The 16,358-nt window shown below is 65.9% G+C and carries 12 protein-coding genes; 9 read left to right on the top strand and 3 right to left on the bottom strand.

The genetic code is table 11. The features are described from left to right. Positions 1 to 104: 104 nt before the first annotated feature. The 6 genes from PKKP23_RS00060 (at position 105) to PKKP23_RS00035 (ending at position 7,232) form a co-directional block, all read left to right on the top strand. Positions 105 to 1,073, top strand: a complete 969-nt coding sequence (locus tag PKKP23_RS00060; protein ID WP_017774805.1) for an ABC transporter substrate-binding protein — start codon at positions 105 to 107, stop codon at positions 1,071 to 1,073. Between the two features lie 120 nt (positions 1,074 to 1,193). Continuing rightward, the gene (locus PKKP23_RS00055) at positions 1,194 to 2,708 is read left to right on the top strand and encodes an ATP-binding cassette domain-containing protein (protein WP_126875333.1); all 1,515 of its coding nucleotides are present in this window, start codon (positions 1,194 to 1,196) and stop codon (positions 2,706 to 2,708) included. After that, the gene (locus tag PKKP23_RS00050) at positions 2,705 to 3,643 is read left to right on the top strand and encodes an ABC transporter permease (RefSeq protein WP_126875332.1); all 939 of its coding nucleotides are present in this window, start codon (positions 2,705 to 2,707) and stop codon (positions 3,641 to 3,643) included. The genes PKKP23_RS00055 and PKKP23_RS00050 overlap by 4 nt, the downstream gene beginning before the upstream one ends. After that, complete coding sequence (locus tag PKKP23_RS00045; RefSeq protein WP_240658653.1) at positions 3,640 to 4,695, top strand: ABC transporter permease; 1,056 nt, start codon at positions 3,640 to 3,642, stop codon at positions 4,693 to 4,695. The genes PKKP23_RS00050 and PKKP23_RS00045 overlap by 4 nt, the downstream gene beginning before the upstream one ends. A gap of 60 nt (positions 4,696 to 4,755) precedes the next feature. Beyond that, the gene (locus PKKP23_RS00040; RefSeq protein WP_017774809.1) at positions 4,756 to 5,679 is read left to right on the top strand and encodes an SMP-30/gluconolactonase/LRE family protein; all 924 of its coding nucleotides are present in this window, start codon (positions 4,756 to 4,758) and stop codon (positions 5,677 to 5,679) included. Continuing rightward, positions 5,676 to 7,232, top strand: a complete 1,557-nt coding sequence (locus PKKP23_RS00035; RefSeq protein WP_126875331.1) for a UxaA family hydrolase — start codon at positions 5,676 to 5,678, stop codon at positions 7,230 to 7,232. Before PKKP23_RS00040 ends, PKKP23_RS00035 begins: the two co-directional genes overlap by 4 nt. 65 nt (positions 7,233 to 7,297) lie before the next feature. Here the strand turns inward: PKKP23_RS00035 and PKKP23_RS00030 are convergent, their stop codons facing one another. From PKKP23_RS00030 to PKKP23_RS00020, 3 genes are all read right to left on the bottom strand, one after another. Continuing rightward, positions 7,298 to 8,953 carry an amidohydrolase gene (locus PKKP23_RS00030; RefSeq protein ID WP_126875330.1) on the bottom strand — a complete coding sequence of 552 codons (1,656 nt, stop codon included), beginning with the start codon at positions 8,951 to 8,953 and terminating at the stop codon, positions 7,298 to 7,300. A gap of 31 nt (positions 8,954 to 8,984) precedes the next feature. Then, a complete protein-coding gene (locus tag PKKP23_RS00025) occupies positions 8,985 to 10,574 on the bottom strand; it encodes a DUF3138 family protein (RefSeq protein ID WP_126875606.1) in 1,590 nt (529 codons plus the stop codon). A 185-nt stretch (positions 10,575 to 10,759) separates the two neighbouring features. After that, positions 10,760 to 11,881, bottom strand: a complete 1,122-nt coding sequence (locus PKKP23_RS00020; RefSeq protein ID WP_126875329.1) for an extracellular solute-binding protein — start codon at positions 11,879 to 11,881, stop codon at positions 10,760 to 10,762. Between the two features lie 200 nt (positions 11,882 to 12,081). On the opposite strand from PKKP23_RS00020, the gene PKKP23_RS00015 reads away from it, so the two are divergent. From PKKP23_RS00015 to PKKP23_RS00005, 3 genes are all read left to right on the top strand, one after another. After that, a complete protein-coding gene (locus tag PKKP23_RS00015) occupies positions 12,082 to 12,927 on the top strand; it encodes a helix-turn-helix transcriptional regulator (protein ID WP_126875328.1) in 846 nt (281 codons plus the stop codon). Positions 12,928 to 13,321: 394 nt separating this feature from the next. Further along, on the top strand, positions 13,322 to 15,835 hold the full coding sequence (locus tag PKKP23_RS00010; RefSeq protein WP_126875327.1) for a type VI secretion system Vgr family protein: 2,514 nt from the start codon (positions 13,322 to 13,324) through the stop codon (positions 15,833 to 15,835). Between the two features lie 3 nt (positions 15,836 to 15,838). Beyond that, the coding region (locus PKKP23_RS00005) for a T6SS effector phospholipase Tle3 domain-containing protein (RefSeq protein ID WP_420873174.1) at positions 15,839 to 16,358 on the top strand (520 nt) is incomplete at its 3' end.

Below are 16,358 nucleotides of genomic sequence, written 5' to 3'. Positions count from 1 at the left end.
ACACGCGGCAATGCGCGTATCCGCACATAACAGAAAGGAGACAGCAAGTGCGTTCGTTACTCGCTTCAGCAGTTCTCGGACTCTGCATGGCCGGCGCTGTCGGCATGGCGTATGGGCAGGCCGCCACCGGCAACACCTCATCCATGAAAATCGCGCTTTCCAACAACTACGCGGGCAACAGCTGGCGGCAGACCATGTTGAAAAGCTGGGCCGAGGTGGCAGACCCGGCCGTGAAGTCCGGCGTCGTGGCTGCGGCCCCCACCTTCACCACCGCGGAGAACCAGGCCACCGAGCAGGCGCAGCAGATCCAGAACCTGATCCTCCAGGGCTACAAGGCCATCGTGATCGACGCCGCGTCGCCCACCGCGCTCAACGGTGTCATCAAGCAGGCCTGCGGAGCCGGCGTAACGGTGGTCACGTTCGACGGCATTGCCACCGAACCCTGCGCCTATCGCATTGCCGTGGACTTCCACAAGCTCGGCTCCATGCAGGTGGATTACATGGCGAAGCGCCTGAACGGCAAGGGCAACCTGCTCGAAATTCGCGGGCTGGCGGGCGTTTCGGTGGACGACGAAATTCATCGCGGCATCGTGGACGAACTCAAGAAGTATCCGGGCCTCAAGGTTGTCGGCTCGGTGCATGGCGACTGGACGCAGACGGTAGCGCAGAAGCAGGTGGCCGGCATTCTGCCCACGCTGCCGAAGATCGATGGCGTCGTCGCGCAAGGCGGCGACGGCTACGGCGCGGCCAATGCGATCAAGGAAGCCGGCCGACCCACGCCCATCATCATTCTCGGCAACCGCCAGGAAGAACTCGCCTGGTGGGCGGCGCAGCGCAAGACGGGCAACTACGACACGCTTTCCGTCACCATTCCGCCGGGCTGCTCGACCTTCGCGTTCTGGGTGGCGCAACAGCTGCTCGCGGGCAAGAAGCTGCCGCACGACGTCCAGATGCCGCTGCTCGAAGTGCAGGCCGACCAGCTCGACAGCGTGCTCGCGAAGACCCCGCAAGGCGGGCTCGCGAACAAGCTCTATACGCGCGACGAAGTGCTCAAGGTGGTGGACGCGAAGTAGGTTGCCGGCGGGCGTGAAGCGCGGCGCGCAGTGTTCGTCATGCGCGCCGCGGCATCGTAAAACACGTCGCAAAACGTTGCAGGCGGCACCGCGAAAGACACGACACCAGGGAGTCGGGCATTGAACGATCCAGCTGTATCGAACGCCACGCCGCAGCACGCCGAGGTGCTGATCCGCCTTGCCGGCATCGGCAAGACGTTCGGGCGCGTGAAGGCGCTCTCCAACGTGAGCTTCGATTTTCGCGCGGGCGAGTGCGTGGGCATTGCCGGCCACAACGGCGCGGGCAAGTCCACGCTGATGGCGGTGCTGACGGGCGTGTTCCTGCCCGAAGAGGGCACCCTTGCCATCGATGGGCGCGAGGTGAGTCACTACGATCCCAACGCCGCGCGTGCCGCGGGCGTGCGCTGCGTGTTTCAGGAGCTATCGCTTTGCGCGAACCTGAGCGTGGCGGAGAACATGACCATCGTGCATCCGGGGCTGCGCGGCGGCGACTGGCGCAAGCGCGCCACGCGCCTCATGCGCGAACAGCTCGACGCGATCTTTCCGGGCCACGGGCTGAAGGGCCATGAACTGATCGGCGACCTCACGCTCACGCAGCGTCAGATGGTCGAAATTGCGCGCGCCTTCACGGTGACGGGCGACCCCGTCAAGCTCGTGATTCTCGACGAGCCTACCTCGAGTCTGGACGCGCACACGGCCCAGCAATTGCTCGCATACATCCGCCGTGCGGGCGAGCGCGGCATCGCCACCATTCTCATCAGCCACATGCTGGGCGAGATCGCCGAAGCCGCGCACCGCGTGCTCGTGATGCGCGACGGGCGCGTGGCCGCGGTGCTGCCGCGCGAGTCGATCACGCACGACGCCATCATTCGCGCGATGGGCCAGCACGTGGACGTCGAGCCTGACGCCGCCGCTGCGGCGCAAGGCGCGCGCAGCGCCGCCACGCAGGGCGCGGCCGCCTGGCGCTGGGCGCTTGGCGCGCATCGGCAATGGAACATCGAAGCGCCACGCGGCGAGGTGATCGGCCTTGCGGGTCTGGCGGGCCAGGGGCAGAGCGAGGCGCTGCTCTCCATCTACGAAGCGGCCACGAAAAGCCATGAGCGCGTGGCGTTCGTAGCCGGCGACCGCGCACGCGACGGCGTGTTTCCGCTATGGTCCATCGCGCAGAACCTCGACATTCGCTGGCTGCTCGACCGCATGAAGAATGGCACTGCGCGGCGACCGGGCTTGCCCAGTTTGATCGACGGACGCGCCGCGCAGGACGTGGCCGACGCATGGCGCGAACGCATCGGCATTCGTGGTGCGCCGATGAAAGCCAACATCCTTTCGCTTTCGGGCGGCAACCAGCAGAAGGTGCTGTTCGCACGCGCACTCGCTTCGGATGCCCAACTGATTCTCATGGACGACCCCACGCGCGGTGTCGACATCGGCACCAAGCGCGACATCTACCAACTCGTGCGCAACGAGGCCGCGCGCGGCCGCACGTTCATCTGGTACACCACCGAGAACGACGAATTCGCCTACTGCGACCGCACCTACGTGTTTCGCGCGGGCGGCATCACGCGCATGCTGCTCGCGCACGAATGCAACGAGCAGTCGCTGCTGGCGGCCAGCTTCGAGGAGGCTCACGCATGACGCTCACGCTCGACCGGGCGCGTCTGCGCGCGTTGCTGCCCGCGTTCTCGCTGGTGGCGGTGCTCGTGCCCATCTTCTTTCTGCAGCCGGCTACGTTCAGCTACTTCGGCCTGGGGCTGTTGCTGAATCTGGCCGTGCCGCTCGTGCTGGCCACGCTCGCGCAACTCGCCATCATCACGGCGAACGACCTCGATCTTTCGATTGGCCCGTTCGTGAGCCTCGTGGCATGCATCGGCGCTACGTTGCTCGTGAACCAGCCGCTTATCGGCGTGGCGGCGCTCGCGGGCTGTGTGGTGCTCTATGCCGCTGTGGGCGCACTCGTGGAGATGCGCCAGATTCCATCGATCGTCGTCACGCTCGGTCTTTCGTTCGTCTGGAACGGCCTGGCGGTGCTGCTGCTGCCTTCGCCGGGCGGCACGAGCCCGGCGTGGATCAGCACGGTGATGGGCTATCAGACGCCATTCGTTGCCGCGCCCATTCTGTGGTCCACGGTGATTGCCGTGGCGGGGCATCTGCTGTTGATGCGCTCGTCGGTGGGTGTGCGTTTGCGCGGCGCGGGCGGCAATCCGCGCGCGATGAGCCGCTTCGGCTGGTCGCTTGTGCGCAGCAAGGCCACGCTCTATGCGGTGGCGGCGCTCTTCGGCGTGCTTTCGGGACTGTGTCTGCTCGGGCTCACCACGTCCGCGGATGCCAACCTCGCGTTGCGCTACACGTTGATGTCCATTGCCGCGGTGATTCTGGGCGGCGGCGAATTCGTGGGCGGCCGCGTTTCCGTGATCGGCGCCGTGCTGGGCGCGGTGACGCTTACGCTGGCGGCGTCGTTCCTCGCCTTTCTCAATGTGTCGTCGGACTGGCAGATCGCCGTGCAGGGCGCGATTCTGATCGTCGTGCTCTCGCTGCGCGTGCTGCTGCAACAACGGGGAGGCGAACAATGAGCGGCGCCCAGGAAACCCGCCGCGAGGTGGAGCCCGTGCCGGCTGTTCATCACGCGCGCGACCCGCAGCACGAACGCGACGAATCCAGTGCAGGCACGCCGCTCTCGCAACTGGCTTCTCGCTTCAAGCCATCGCAGGCGCCGTGGCTCTGGTCCGTGGTGGGCGCGGTGCTCGTGTGGCTCGTGATCGCGGGCGTGTTCGGCTTCGGGATTGCGGGCAACGTGGTCGCAACGGCGCTCGTGTTCGCTATCTTCATGGTGTTCGTGGGCCTCGGCCAGATGCTCGTCATCACGGCGGGGCCCGGCAACGTCGATCTTTCGATCCCGTCGGCCATCGCGTTGAGCGGCGTGGTGGGCGTGCAGGTCATGAAGAGCCAGGACAGCATGATCGCGGCGGGCATTGGTGTGGCGCTCGCCGTGGGCGTGCTGATCGGTCTTGCGAACTATCTGCTGATCCGCCTGCTGCGCATTCCGCCCATCATCGCCACGCTCTCGTCGAGCTTCATCGTGCAGTCCGTCGCGATTACGCAAAGCCGTGACATGCCGCCTCCGCCGCCCGCGCTGCAGGCTTTCTCGCACGATCGCTTCATCGGTTTGCCGAACGTCGCGTGGCTCGTGCTCGTCATTTCGATCGTGCTGGCGCTGCTGCTCTATCGCACGGTGTTCGGCCGCGGTCTCTCGGCGCTTGGGCAGAACGCGCGTGCGGCCTGGCTTGCCGGCGTGAAGGTAGAGCGCGTGCGCTGCCTCACGTACATGCTGTGCGCTACCTTCGCCGCGCTCACGGGCCTGCTGCTGGCTGCCGTGTCGGGCGGCGCGGCGCTCGACATGGGCGTGGAGTACATGCTGATTTCCGTCGCGGTGGTGGTGATCGGCGGCACGCTGGTGACGGGCGGCCGCGCATCCGTGGCGGGCGTGTGGGGCGCCTCGATGTTCCTTTTTCTCACCAACGCCATGCTCAATGCGCTGGGCGCCGGTGCCGGCGTGCGCTCGGTGGTCTACGGGCTTCTGATCATCGCGGTGGTGGCGCTGGCGGGCGGCCGGCCCGCGCGCTAGCCATCTTGTGTGCAGGCTGTTTTGCCATTTGCTACAGAACGACAGAACGAGGGTCCAACAATGCAACCCAACGAATACGAAGTCCACGACGCCCGCTTTCGGGCGCTGCTGCAACCGAACGCGCAGTTCGAAAAGCTCGCGGGCGGCTGCATGTGGGCCGAAGGGCCGGTCTGGTTTCCCGCCGCCGAATTCCTCGCGTGGAGCGACATTCCGAACAACCGCATGCTGCGCTGGGTGCCGGGCGCAGGCGTGGGCGTGTTCCGCGCGTGCTCGAACTTCAGCAACGGCAACACGCTGGACCGCGAAGGCCGTCTCGTCACCTGCGAGCACGGCACGCGGCGCGTGACGCGCACGGAGCACGACGGTCGCATCACCGTGATCGCGGACCGCTACGAAGGTAAGCGGCTCAATTCACCGAACGACGTGATCGTGCGCTCGGACGGCTCGATATGGTTCACCGACCCCGACTACGGCATCCTGGGCGACTACGAGGGCTACCGTGCGGAGAGCGAAATCGGCAACTGCAACGTGTACCGGGTGTCGCCCGATAACGGCGCGGTGACGCCCGTGGCCGACGACTTCGCCAAGCCCAACGGCCTCGCGTTCTCGCCCGACGAAACGCGTCTCTACGTGGCGGATTCGGGGTCGTCGCATATCGAAGGCGGCCCGCATCACATCCGCGTATTCGACGTGGACGCGAACGGCACGCTACGCAACGGCCGCATCTTCGTCGACGTAGCCCCCGGCGTGCCCGACGGCATGCGTGTGGACGAGCACGGCAACGTCTGGACCAGCGCGGAGGACGGCATTCACTGCTACGCACCGGACGGCACGCTGCTCGGCAAGATTCTCGTGCCCGAAACGGTGGCGAACCTCGTGTTCGGCGGCCCGAATCGCAACCGGCTGTTCATTGCGGCGAGCACGTCGCTGTACTCGCTTTATGTCGGCGTGCGCGGCGCGGCAACTTATGGAGACCGGTCATGACGCCCTCTGAAATCGCTGCGCCTCGCAACCTCGCGAAGGCGCTGATCCTGCTCGACGCACGCGACGACGTGGCGATTGCACGCGAGCAACTCTTGCCCGGCACGCGCCTCGACGACGAAGGCAACGTGGCCGGACTGATTCCGCCGGGCCACAAGGTGGCGCTGCGCGACATCAACGCGGGCGCGCCGGTGCGCCGCTACGGCCAGATCATCGGCTTTGCGAGCAAGCCGATTCGCCGCGGCGAACACGTGCACACGCATAACCTTTCGATGGGCGACTTCGAGCGCGACTACGCCTACGGCGAGGAAGCGCACGAAACCGCGATGGCCGCGCAGCCCGCCACCTTCCTCGGCATTCGCCGCGACGACGGCCGCATTGCCACGCGCAATTACGTCGGTATCCTGACCTCCGTGAACTGCTCGGCCACGGTGGCGCGCGCCATTGCCGATCACTTCCGCCGCGACATTCACCCTGAAGCGCTCGAACACTATCCGAACGTGGACGGCGTGGTGGCGCTCACGCACGGCCAGGGCTGTGCGCTCGACGCCGAAGGCGAGCCGCTCGCCGTGCTGCGCCGCACGCTTGCGGGCTACGCGCGGCATCCGAACTTCTACGCGGTGCTGATCGTGGGGCTGGGCTGCGAGACGAACCAGATCGACGGGCTCGTCGCGTCCGAGCATCTGGAGCGCAGCGCGCGGCTGCGCACGCTGACGATCCAGCAGACGGGCGGCACGGCGCGCACGGTGGCCGCCGGCATCGAACAGGTGCAGGCGCTGCTCGCGGACGCGAATCGCGTAACGCGCGAGCCCGTGGAGGCGAAGCATCTGATGGTGGGTCTGCAATGCGGCGGCTCGGACGGCTACTCGGGCATCACGGCGAACCCCGCGTTGGGCGCGGCGGTGGACCGGCTCGTCGCGCACGGCGGCACGGCCATTCTTTCGGAGACGCCTGAAATCTACGGCGCGGAGCATCTGCTCACGCGCCGCGCCATTTCGCGCGAAGTCGGCAAGAAGCTGATTACGCGCGTGCGCTGGTGGGAAGCGTATTGCGCGCGGCTCAACGCGAACATGAACAACAATCCGTCGGCGGGCAACAAGGCGGGCGGGCTCACCACGATCCTCGAAAAGTCGCTGGGCGCGGTGGCGAAGGGCGGCACGACGCGGCTGGTCGAAACCTACGAATACGCCGAACCCGTACGCGCGCATGGACTCGTGTTCATGGACACGCCGGGCTACGACCCCGTCTCCGCCACGGGCCAGGTGGCGGGCGGCGCGAACCTGATCTGCTTCACCACGGGGCGCGGCTCGGCCTATGGATGCGCGCCGTCACCGTCGCTGAAGCTGGGCACCAACAGCACGCTGTGGCAGCGCCAGGAAGAGGACATCGACGTGAACTGCGGCCGCATTCTGGACGGCGAACAGACCGTCGATCAGGCCGGCGAAGAGATCTTCCGGCTGATGCTTGCCACGGCGTCGGGGCAACGCACGAAGAGCGAACTGCACGGGTACGGACAGAACGAGTTCGTGCCCTGGCAGTTGGGCGCGATCATGTGAGCGTGAAGCGGCGCTGTGTTGGGGCCTGCGTTGAATCTGCGCAGGACTGTCTTCGCGAGTTTCGCTCACTCCACTGCGCCGTAGACCGCTTTCCCCTCGAACACCGTCATCGCGACATCCACCTGCGCGACGTCGTGCGGCGCCACCGTGCGCAGGTCTTGCTCCAGTACCGCGAACGATGCCGGCCGGCCTGCGGCCAGCGTGCCCAGTGCATCGTCAAGGCGCAGGCTGAACGCCGAGTGGTACGTATGAGCCTGCAACATCGTGTCGAGGTCCACGCACTGCGCGGGCAGAAACGCGGCGGCGCGCGGGTCGCCGAGCGTCGCGCGCCGCATGGCGCTTTCGAATGCCACGAGCGGATTCTGCGTGGAGACCGGCCAGTCCGAACCACCCGAGAGCATCGCGCCCGCACGCTGCAATTCCGCGAATACGTACTGCCGGTTCATGCGCGCATCGCCCAGCAGCGACGTATAAAGCTGCCTTAACGCAGGCTCCATGTTGGCCCAGACCGCCTGGATGGACGCAATCGCACCGGTTTCGCGAAAGCGCGGCACGTCGCTCGCGTCGATGAGTTGCACGTGCGCGAGCTGCGCGCGGCGGTCTCGTAGATAGGCTGGGCCGCGCTCGCGGTTCAGCGCATCGAGCGCGTCGAGCGCCATGCGCACCGCGCGGTCGCCCACGGTGTGAAAGTGCAGATCGAAGCCCGCTGCGTCGGCGGCGAACACCGCTTCGCGCAACTGCGCGGGCGCCCAATGCGCTTCGCCTGCGTGCGGTGCGTCGGCGTAGGGCGCGAGCAGCGCCGCGGTATGGCTTTCCAGCACACCGTCGATGAAGATCTTCGCCGTGTGGGCGCGAACGCGGTCCGTGGAGCATGACGCGCGCCAGTGCTTCATCTTCTCGATCTGCGGTGCGAGCGGCAGCGTGGGCGACACGAGCAGACCAAGACTCACGTGCGCGAGCAGTTCGCCTGCCTTGTCCGCACGCTGGTAGGCATCGACCAGGCGCTGCCCCACCATCGCGTCGAACCATCCCGTCACGCCGAAGCGGTGCGCCTGCTGCAATGCCTTGCGCAATGCAGTGGCAGATTCCGTCGGGCTCATTTGCGGCAGGTAAGAGAAGAGCCGGTACAGCGCGGCTTCATGCACGAGACCATTCGGCTCGCCGTTGGCGGCGCGGCCGTAGATGCCGCCTTCGGGGTCGGACGTGGAGGCATCGATACCGAGCAGGCGCAGTGCCGCCGTGTTGAGGCAGCCCGAATGCACGTCGTAGCCGATCAGCAGCAGCGGACGGTCGGGCACCATCGTGTCCAGCGCTTCACGGTTCAATCGCTCGCCGAGTGCTTCCAGCACGACGTTGCCTGCCACGACCCACGTGCGCTGCGGATGGGTCTGCGCGCAATGCTGCACGGCTGTGCGAATGCCCTCGAAGGTCTGGATGCCGCCCAGGTCGGCGTCGCAGGTCAGCTGGAAACCGTCTACCGGATGCGCGTGCGAATCTGTGAACGAAGGCACCACCATGCGGCCGCGCAGGTCGGTGGCCGCGCCGCCGCGAAACGCGTCGGGTCGCTGCGCGTGCTCGCCCACCCAGGCCACGCGGCCCGCGCGCGTCACCATGCAGTCCACGTAGCGAGGATGAGCGCCGCCCGTGTAGACGGCGGCGTTGTAGAAGGTGTGATCGCGGTAGCGGGAGCCTGTGGCGTCGAGTTCGGAAACGAAGGTCATAAGCGATAGCGGTTAGAACGAATCAGGCAAATCAGAACGAATAGAGGAACTGCGCGGCGAGCAGGTCGTTGCTGCGCGAATAGCTGCCGTCGTTCATCAGGAACACGGGGTGATTGGCCTGGTCGTGGCGATATTCGAGCTTCACGGTGATCTGGTCGGTGGGGTAGAACAGCAGGTCCGCGGTGAGGTCGTAGCGGCGCGCGCCCTTGCACTCTGTGCCGTTTGTCGTGGAGGCGCGCCAGCACGCCGGGTCGAGGCCGAAGCCGCTCGTCGGGTTCACGGACGGCACGGACCCGGAGAGCCCGTAAGCAATGTTCGGCGCGCCGCCGCCGTTGGCGGAGTTGTCGAGGTAGTCGAAGCGCAGCGTCGCGCCCATGTGGCCCAGCCACGCGCTCGTCCACTTGCGGTGGCCTTGCAGCGACAAGCCGTACCAGCGCGCGGTGCCGCCGTTCCATGCGCCCTTTTGCTGCTCGCCGTAATCGAGCTGTGCGTTGAGTTGCAGCTTGTCGCGTGTGTAGGTGAGGTCGGTTTCGATGTAACGCATCATCCCGAACGGTGACGACGAGTTGCACTGGTAGCCGTACCCGCTCGCGCACGGCGAGAGCAGCGTGCTGCGGCCAACCATGCCGGCCACGCCGATGTCGAGCGCCGTGGAAGGCACGCTGTCGTAGCGCACCACGAGCGAGGGCAGCCAGTTGCTGTGCGACGTGTTGTTCGGGCCGGAGGCCACGGTGCCCGCCGTGTGCAACTGCTCGTTGGCGATGAACACCTGCCAGAAGCGCGTCATGGTGGCGTTGTTGCCCTTCACGCCCACGCCCAGGATGCTGCCGGGCTCGCTGAAGTCGAACAGCAGGTTGTGCGTGAGCGTGACCATCTGGTTCGACGGCTGGAACTCGTAACCGATGGGGCTCGGCACGAGGCCCGCCACGAGCGTGGTGAGCGAATTGAGCGGCACGGTGGCGTCGGCCTGCGTCACGATGTTGTTGCCCACGCCGCCGCGCTCGTTGGTGAGGCCATTGCCGGCACCGCGATTCGGCTCGATCACGAGTTCCGCGGCAGGCGCGAGCGGCCCCACGCCGAAGGTCTTCTTGATGTCGAGATACACGTCGCCGATCGTGCTTTCGTAGTAGTCGTAGACGCCCGCGTTGTGGTTCAGGAACTGGAAGCTGCCCGCGCCGCGCGCACGGTTGTAGAGGTAGACCGGGTCGATGTAGCCCGTCACGCTCAGGCCCGCAATGGGACCGTGCGTGGCGGCGTCTTCGAGTGCGTCGGTTTTCAGCGAGAGGTTGTTGATCTGCTCGCGCATCTGGCGCACGTCGTCGTTCGCGAGCGTGGGCGTGGACTGTGCGGTGGTATCGGCGGACGGCTGGCTGGCCTCCGGCGTCGTGGTTGCCGAAGCCGCAGGGGCTACCGCCGTTGCCGCTGCCTCGCTGCGCGTATTCGCCTTCGATTGTTTGGCCCGCTGCTCGGCCTTCAGCGTTTTCACCTCGGCCTGGAGTTCGGCGATCTGTGCGCGCAATGCGCCAAGCGCTGCGTCGAGCTTGTCTGCCTTGCCGGCGGTGTCACCCGTGCCCGCCGCGTGTGCCGTGGCCTCGAATGTGAGGGCGGCGATGAGTGCCATTGCCTTGAGTTTCACGGTAAAGGTCCCGTAGAAATGAGCGTAAATGAGCTGTGGAAAATGAGCCGTAGAGACGAGCCGGCCCTGGCCGCGTGCTGGCGCAGGCGGCAAAGGGAAGGCGAGGAGGAATCGGAGGCGGGTGAGGCGCTGTGTGTCGTGTTGTCAGCGCCTCGCGCCATGCGCCGGCGCTAGTCGGCCTTGTACTGCTGCCAGAGCCGTGTGATGAGGCGGTTGAGGTCCGTGGGCAGCGGCTTGACGGGTTGCAGCTGCGCGAACCGCTCGGCGGTGGGGAACACGGCAGGGTCGGCCAGCACCTCGTGCGGCACGAGGCGGTTCGCGGACGGCACGGCCGTAGGGTACGACGTGTCGTTGGTCAGGTTCGCGCTCTCCTGCTCGGAGATCACGAAGTTGATCCACTTGAGCGCGGCCTCGGGATGCGGCGCGTCTTTCGGAATGGCCATCACGTCGAACCAGATGGGGCTGCCTTCCTTCGGCAGCACGTACTGGATGTGATACGAGCGATGCGAGTCCAGTGCCGCGCGCCGCGCGACGTTGACGTCGCCGGACCAGCCGAATGCGATGCAGACGTCGCCGCCCGAGAGGTCCGAGATATAGCTGCCGGTGCTGAACTGCGAGACATAAGGGCGAATCGCCTTGAGCACGCCGAGCGCATCCTGATAGTCGCGCGGATTGGTGCTGTTCGGGTCGCGGTGCATGTACATGAGCGCGGCGCCGAACATGTCGCGCGGCGAATCGAGCAGCGAGATGCCGCAATGCTTGAGCTTTGCCGCATTGGCCGGATCGAACAGCAGCGCGAGGCTGTCGAGCGGCGCGTCTTTGCCGAGCGCTGCTTTCACGCGCTCCACGTTGATGCCGAGGCCGTCGGTGCCCCACGTCCACGGAATGCCGTAGTGGTTGCCGGGGTCGTCGGCGCTGAGCATGGTCATGAGCCTGGGGTCGAGCAGCGTGTAGTTCGGCAGCTTCGTCCGGTCGATCGGGCGGTAGACGCCGGCCTGCAGTTGTTTCGTCCAGAACGCGTCGGAGGGCACCACCACGTCGTAGCCCGAGTTGCCCGAGAGCAGCTTCGCCTGCAACGTTTCGTTGCTGTCGAACTCCTGGTAGACGACATGGATGCCGGTCGCCTTCTCGAAGTTGGCAACGGTTGCCTTGCCGATGGAGTTGCCCCAGTTGTAGACGTTGACGACTTCGGGCTCGGCATGGGCGCCCGCGCAGAGCGTGGCGGCCAGAGCCAGTACGACCGTTTTGAAGCGCACTCCGAACAGATTGCTCGCTTTCACTTTTTTCTCCATCCCGCGTTGACCGACTGCGTGGTTGACCTTGTTGATTGACCGTCGATGCAGTGTACGAACGCGAAAAAGGCACGTCTGTCCCCGTCACGGGGGGACAGACGTCATGGGTCGTCCTGCCTTCTCAGGCGGCGTCCTCATAGGCGACCCGTTTTTGTCGTGGTATGCATGCGCGAAACAACGCTGGATCAAGAGGCAATCCTATGAATTGTGCCGACGTGCGGGAGACCGGCTCGCCCACGAGCGCCACCATTGCGCTGCCGCGCTTGCCCGAACTGCCGCAGCTCGTGAACATGGTGGACGCGCTTGCGCCCGTGCTGAGCGCGGTGGGCACGCCGGAGTTCGTCGCGAGCCTGTACGAGTGCGTGGTGCGTTTCGTGGACTGCGACGCGCTGCATCTGGAGCGCAGCAGCGCCGATTCGCCCGCCTTCGAGGTGGACTGGATCGGCAGCCACGGCACGCGGCCCGACGACATCCGCCGCATCATGCAGGTCTACTTCGAGCGCTTCGTGCAGCGCGACAAGGCCGTCATGCGGCAGGAGCGCGGCGAAGACATTACGCTCACGCAGATCTCGGTGTACGGCATAGAAGACGGCGAGCTGCGCCACAAGGTCTACGACGCGGGCGACATCCACGACGAGTGCATGCTCGCGCGCACCGCGCAGGGTGAAAGCTATCTGATCTCGGTGTGCCGCTCGCGGCGGCTGCCCGCGTTTTCGATTCGCGAGCTGAGCGTGCTGCGGCAGTTGGGTCATCTGCTGTTGCCGCTGGCGGCGCTGCATGGCCGTGTACCCGACGCGGCGCAAGGCGGCGCGCCGGCCCGCTCCACGGGCTCGGATGCGCTTGCCGCGTATTTCGCGCAGCAGCGCGTGAATCTCTCGTCGCGCGAGGCGACGGTGTGCCGCGCGTTCCTGCAGGGCATGACTACGGATTCGGTGGCCCGCGCGCTGGGCGTCAAGCAGTCGACCGTGGAGACCTACGCGCGGCGAGCGTTCGCGAAGCTCGGCGTGGCCTCGCGGCGGGAGTTGTTGGCGTTGGTCTATGCGTGAATCGACGGGGCGGGAGGCGGTGCTTGGGGGAGCGCTTGATCGAAACCGGGTCGCCGGTATGCGCGCAGGCGATCATCGAAGACGATGGGATTTTTACGTGCGCTCGTAGCGAGAAGACGATTGACTAGCCGCAATTTGCCTGCGGCAGCCCGCCGTTCCCGTTTGGTCGCGTTCCCGTGCAGGCACGGGCTGTGCCGGTAAAAGCGGCGTGGGACGCGCATCAATACATATCCTTTCCCACACGCCTCGTTGCATGTCGATGCCTCGCAGATTGTTTACGCGTCCCACATTACATTGCAAACAATAGTCAAGCCACGTAGACGCGTGGCGCCCTGATCCGGTATGACTGGCAGCTGATCTGTCATTCATTTCCTGCCGGACAGGGAGAGCACCGTTGACTCCTGCAACAGCGTATTCCGATGCCGCCGCACGCGCGGGCATCAACATCCACCCGTTCTACAGCCTGGACCTGAAGGGCACACCGGCCGCCGCGCTCGCGGACGTCTACGCGTTCGACGGCGAGCGCGGCATCGGCGAACCGACGAAGTACACGATCCAGTTCACCCATCCCCGACACGACCTGTCGCGTAGCGATTTCCTGCACCGTGTAGGCGCGTTCGTGATCCAGCCGCCACCCGTGGACCGCTGGAGCCAGCCCGAAGAGGCGCGGCGTGTGCAGGGCGTCGTCACGGCCTTCGCGCTGAAGGCCAGCAACCGCGACCAGTCGCTCTACGAGATCGTCCTCGAATCTCGTCTCGCCCTGCTGCGCAACGCGCCGAAATGCCGGTTCTTTCTGGACATGTCGGTTCCGGAGATCATCGAACAGGTTCTTCGCGAACATCACTTCGACAGGCTGCTCGCCGGTTTCGAGTTCCGGCTGCACCACACGTATCGCAAGCGCAGCTTCGTGATGCAGTGGGGCGAAGACGATCTGGCATTCATCACCAGGCTGTGCCGCCGCTCCGGCATCTGGTTCGTGTGCGACACCGGCGAGCGCTGCGAGATGGTGCGCTTTGGCGATGACTACGCGTTCTACCGCAGGGACCCCGCCCGCCTGACCGCTGCCTACCGGCCCCTGGGCGGACTGGAAACCGGCGGCGTCGAGTCGGTCAGCAAACTCGAAATGCGCGCGAAGAGCGTGCCCGCGAAACACACGGTGCGCACGTTCAGCACCGAAACGCCGGTTTCGGAGCCGGTGGAGGCGGCCAGCCGCATCCACAATGACCCCACCACCTACGACGAGGCCTATACGTGGGGCACGCCGGACCTGGGCGAACAGGAAGCGAAGGAAGAGGCGCAGCTACGGCGCGAGGCGTCGCTGGCTGAACAGATCGGGTATCACGGCCAGTGCGACATGCTGGACCTGACGCCCGGCAGTGTGCTCAAGCTCTCGAACCACACACTCCCGGACGCGAAACACGGGCTGCTCGTGGTGCGCACGACGTGCCGGGCCGCGCGCAGCGAACCGTATCACGTGAAGTTCGACGCGATTCCGTCCGACCGCCAGTACCGGCTGCCGCTGAAGGAAGAGACGTGGCCCAGGATTCACGGCGTCATCACCGGCACGGTTGCCTCGTCGGGCGGCTGGCGCGACCCGTATCTGGGCAGACAGGGCGACTACATCGTCCATATCCATTCAGACCGCGACAGGCGTGTTCCTGGCCTGCAAAGCTGCCCGATGCGGCTGGCGAAGCCTTTCGCCGGGCCGGATCAGACCGGTTTCCACTTCGGCCTGATCGAGGGAACCATCGTCACCATCGGCTTTCTGTGGGGCAATCCCGATCTGCCCTATATCAGCCAGGTGCTTCATACGGCACAGCACACGGACCCGATTGTGGCGAGCGTGCCCTGGGGCACGCGCAACACGATCCGCACGCGCTCGAACAACACGCTGGAGATGGACGACCGCGAGAACCGCGAGCGTATCAAGCTGGCAACCGAGCACGGCAAGACACAGCTGAACCTGGGCTATACGGTTGACCGTAACCAGAAGGAAAGAGGAGCGGGCTTCGAGCTGCGCACGGACCAGAAAGGACACGTGCGCGCGGGCGGCGGTGTGCTGGTATCGGCCGACATGCAGGAGAAGGCGCTGGGCCTTCAGACCGACATGACGGCCGCCACGAACCAGTTTGCGCTCACGCAGGCGCAGGCCCAGGGCATCGCCGAAGCGGCCACCGTGGCGAAAGCGGACGTGGCGGACCTGAAGGCGGAAAACGCGTGGCTGAAGGAGGAACTGGCAGACCTGAAGAAGGCTGTCATTGCGCTGTCCGCACCGCACGGCATTGGCCTCGTGACGCCGGATCGGGTCATGGTTTCAGCGGGCAAGGACGTGAGCGTGGCCACGTCTTCACGGTTCAACGTCACGGCGCTGCGCAACGTGGCGGTTGCGGCGGGCGAGGTGCTGTCGCTGTTCGCGCACCGGCTCGGCATCAGGATGTTCGCGGCACGCGGGAAGGTGCAGATACAGGCGCAGTCCGATGCGATGGAACTGGTGGCGCAGAAAAACGTGCAGATCACGAGTGCGGACGGCACGGCTACGGTCAATGCGGCCAATGGCGTGGTGTTGAGCGGCGGCGGCACAGCCTATATCAAGGTGCGAGGCGACCACGTGGAGATCGGCGGGGCGGGCAGCCTGATCCTGAAGGTGCCGGACATCAGGAAGCAGGGGCCGGGCGCGCTGTCGCTGCCGGTGCCGAAGTTGGGGCGGATGGATGTCGCGAACGACGAGCGGTTCATCCTGAGCGACGGCATCACGAGCCGCCCTGTCGCGAACCGCCCCTACAGGATCGAGCTTGCCGATGGGCAGATCGTTGAGGGCGTCACCACCGAGCAGGGCGAGACCTCGCTGAGCCGCAAGGACGTTGCCCAGGGACTCAAGCTGACCCTGCCGAACCACAAGGAAGTCTGATTCATGAACGACAAGACCAATCCGCCCGATAGCGCGGCAGACAGTGCCGATGCGCCGAAGCCCTACCGGCATTCAACCGCCACGCGCGTCGTGCCGATGCAGCGCGATCACCTGGGGCGGCCGTACTGGGAGTCCTATCACACGCCGTCGAGCTTCGAGGTGCGCGCCGAGTGCCGGATACCGCCGCACATGCCGGGCGTCATCATCTTCGTGCATGGTGTCAATTCCACGGGCGAGTGGTATGACGCGGCGGAACAGGCGTTGTGTGCCGGCCTGAATGATCGTCTGCACCGAACAGAAGAAACGAAGCTAAAGGCGAATGCCTATATCACTGCGGACTCCGATGGTCGCCCCATTCCACGCCAGCTCGATCCGACAAAGCGCGGACATTCGCCCGTGATCCGCTTCTACTGGGGCTACAGTGCGGCTTCGGGTACCGAACGGAACTGGCGTATTCCCCTTCGCAATCCACGCGGCGTCGATGCGTGGGCTCCCGAATGCACCAGCGATGGCTTCACCGGAA

Source organism: Paraburkholderia kururiensis JCM 10599 = LMG 19447 (assembly GCF_003986935.1).
GTDB lineage: Bacteria > Pseudomonadota > Gammaproteobacteria > Burkholderiales > Burkholderiaceae > Paraburkholderia > Paraburkholderia kururiensis.
The sequence above is the reverse complement of the archived record's forward strand: the minus strand, read 5'-3'. Positions and strand labels throughout refer to the sequence as shown.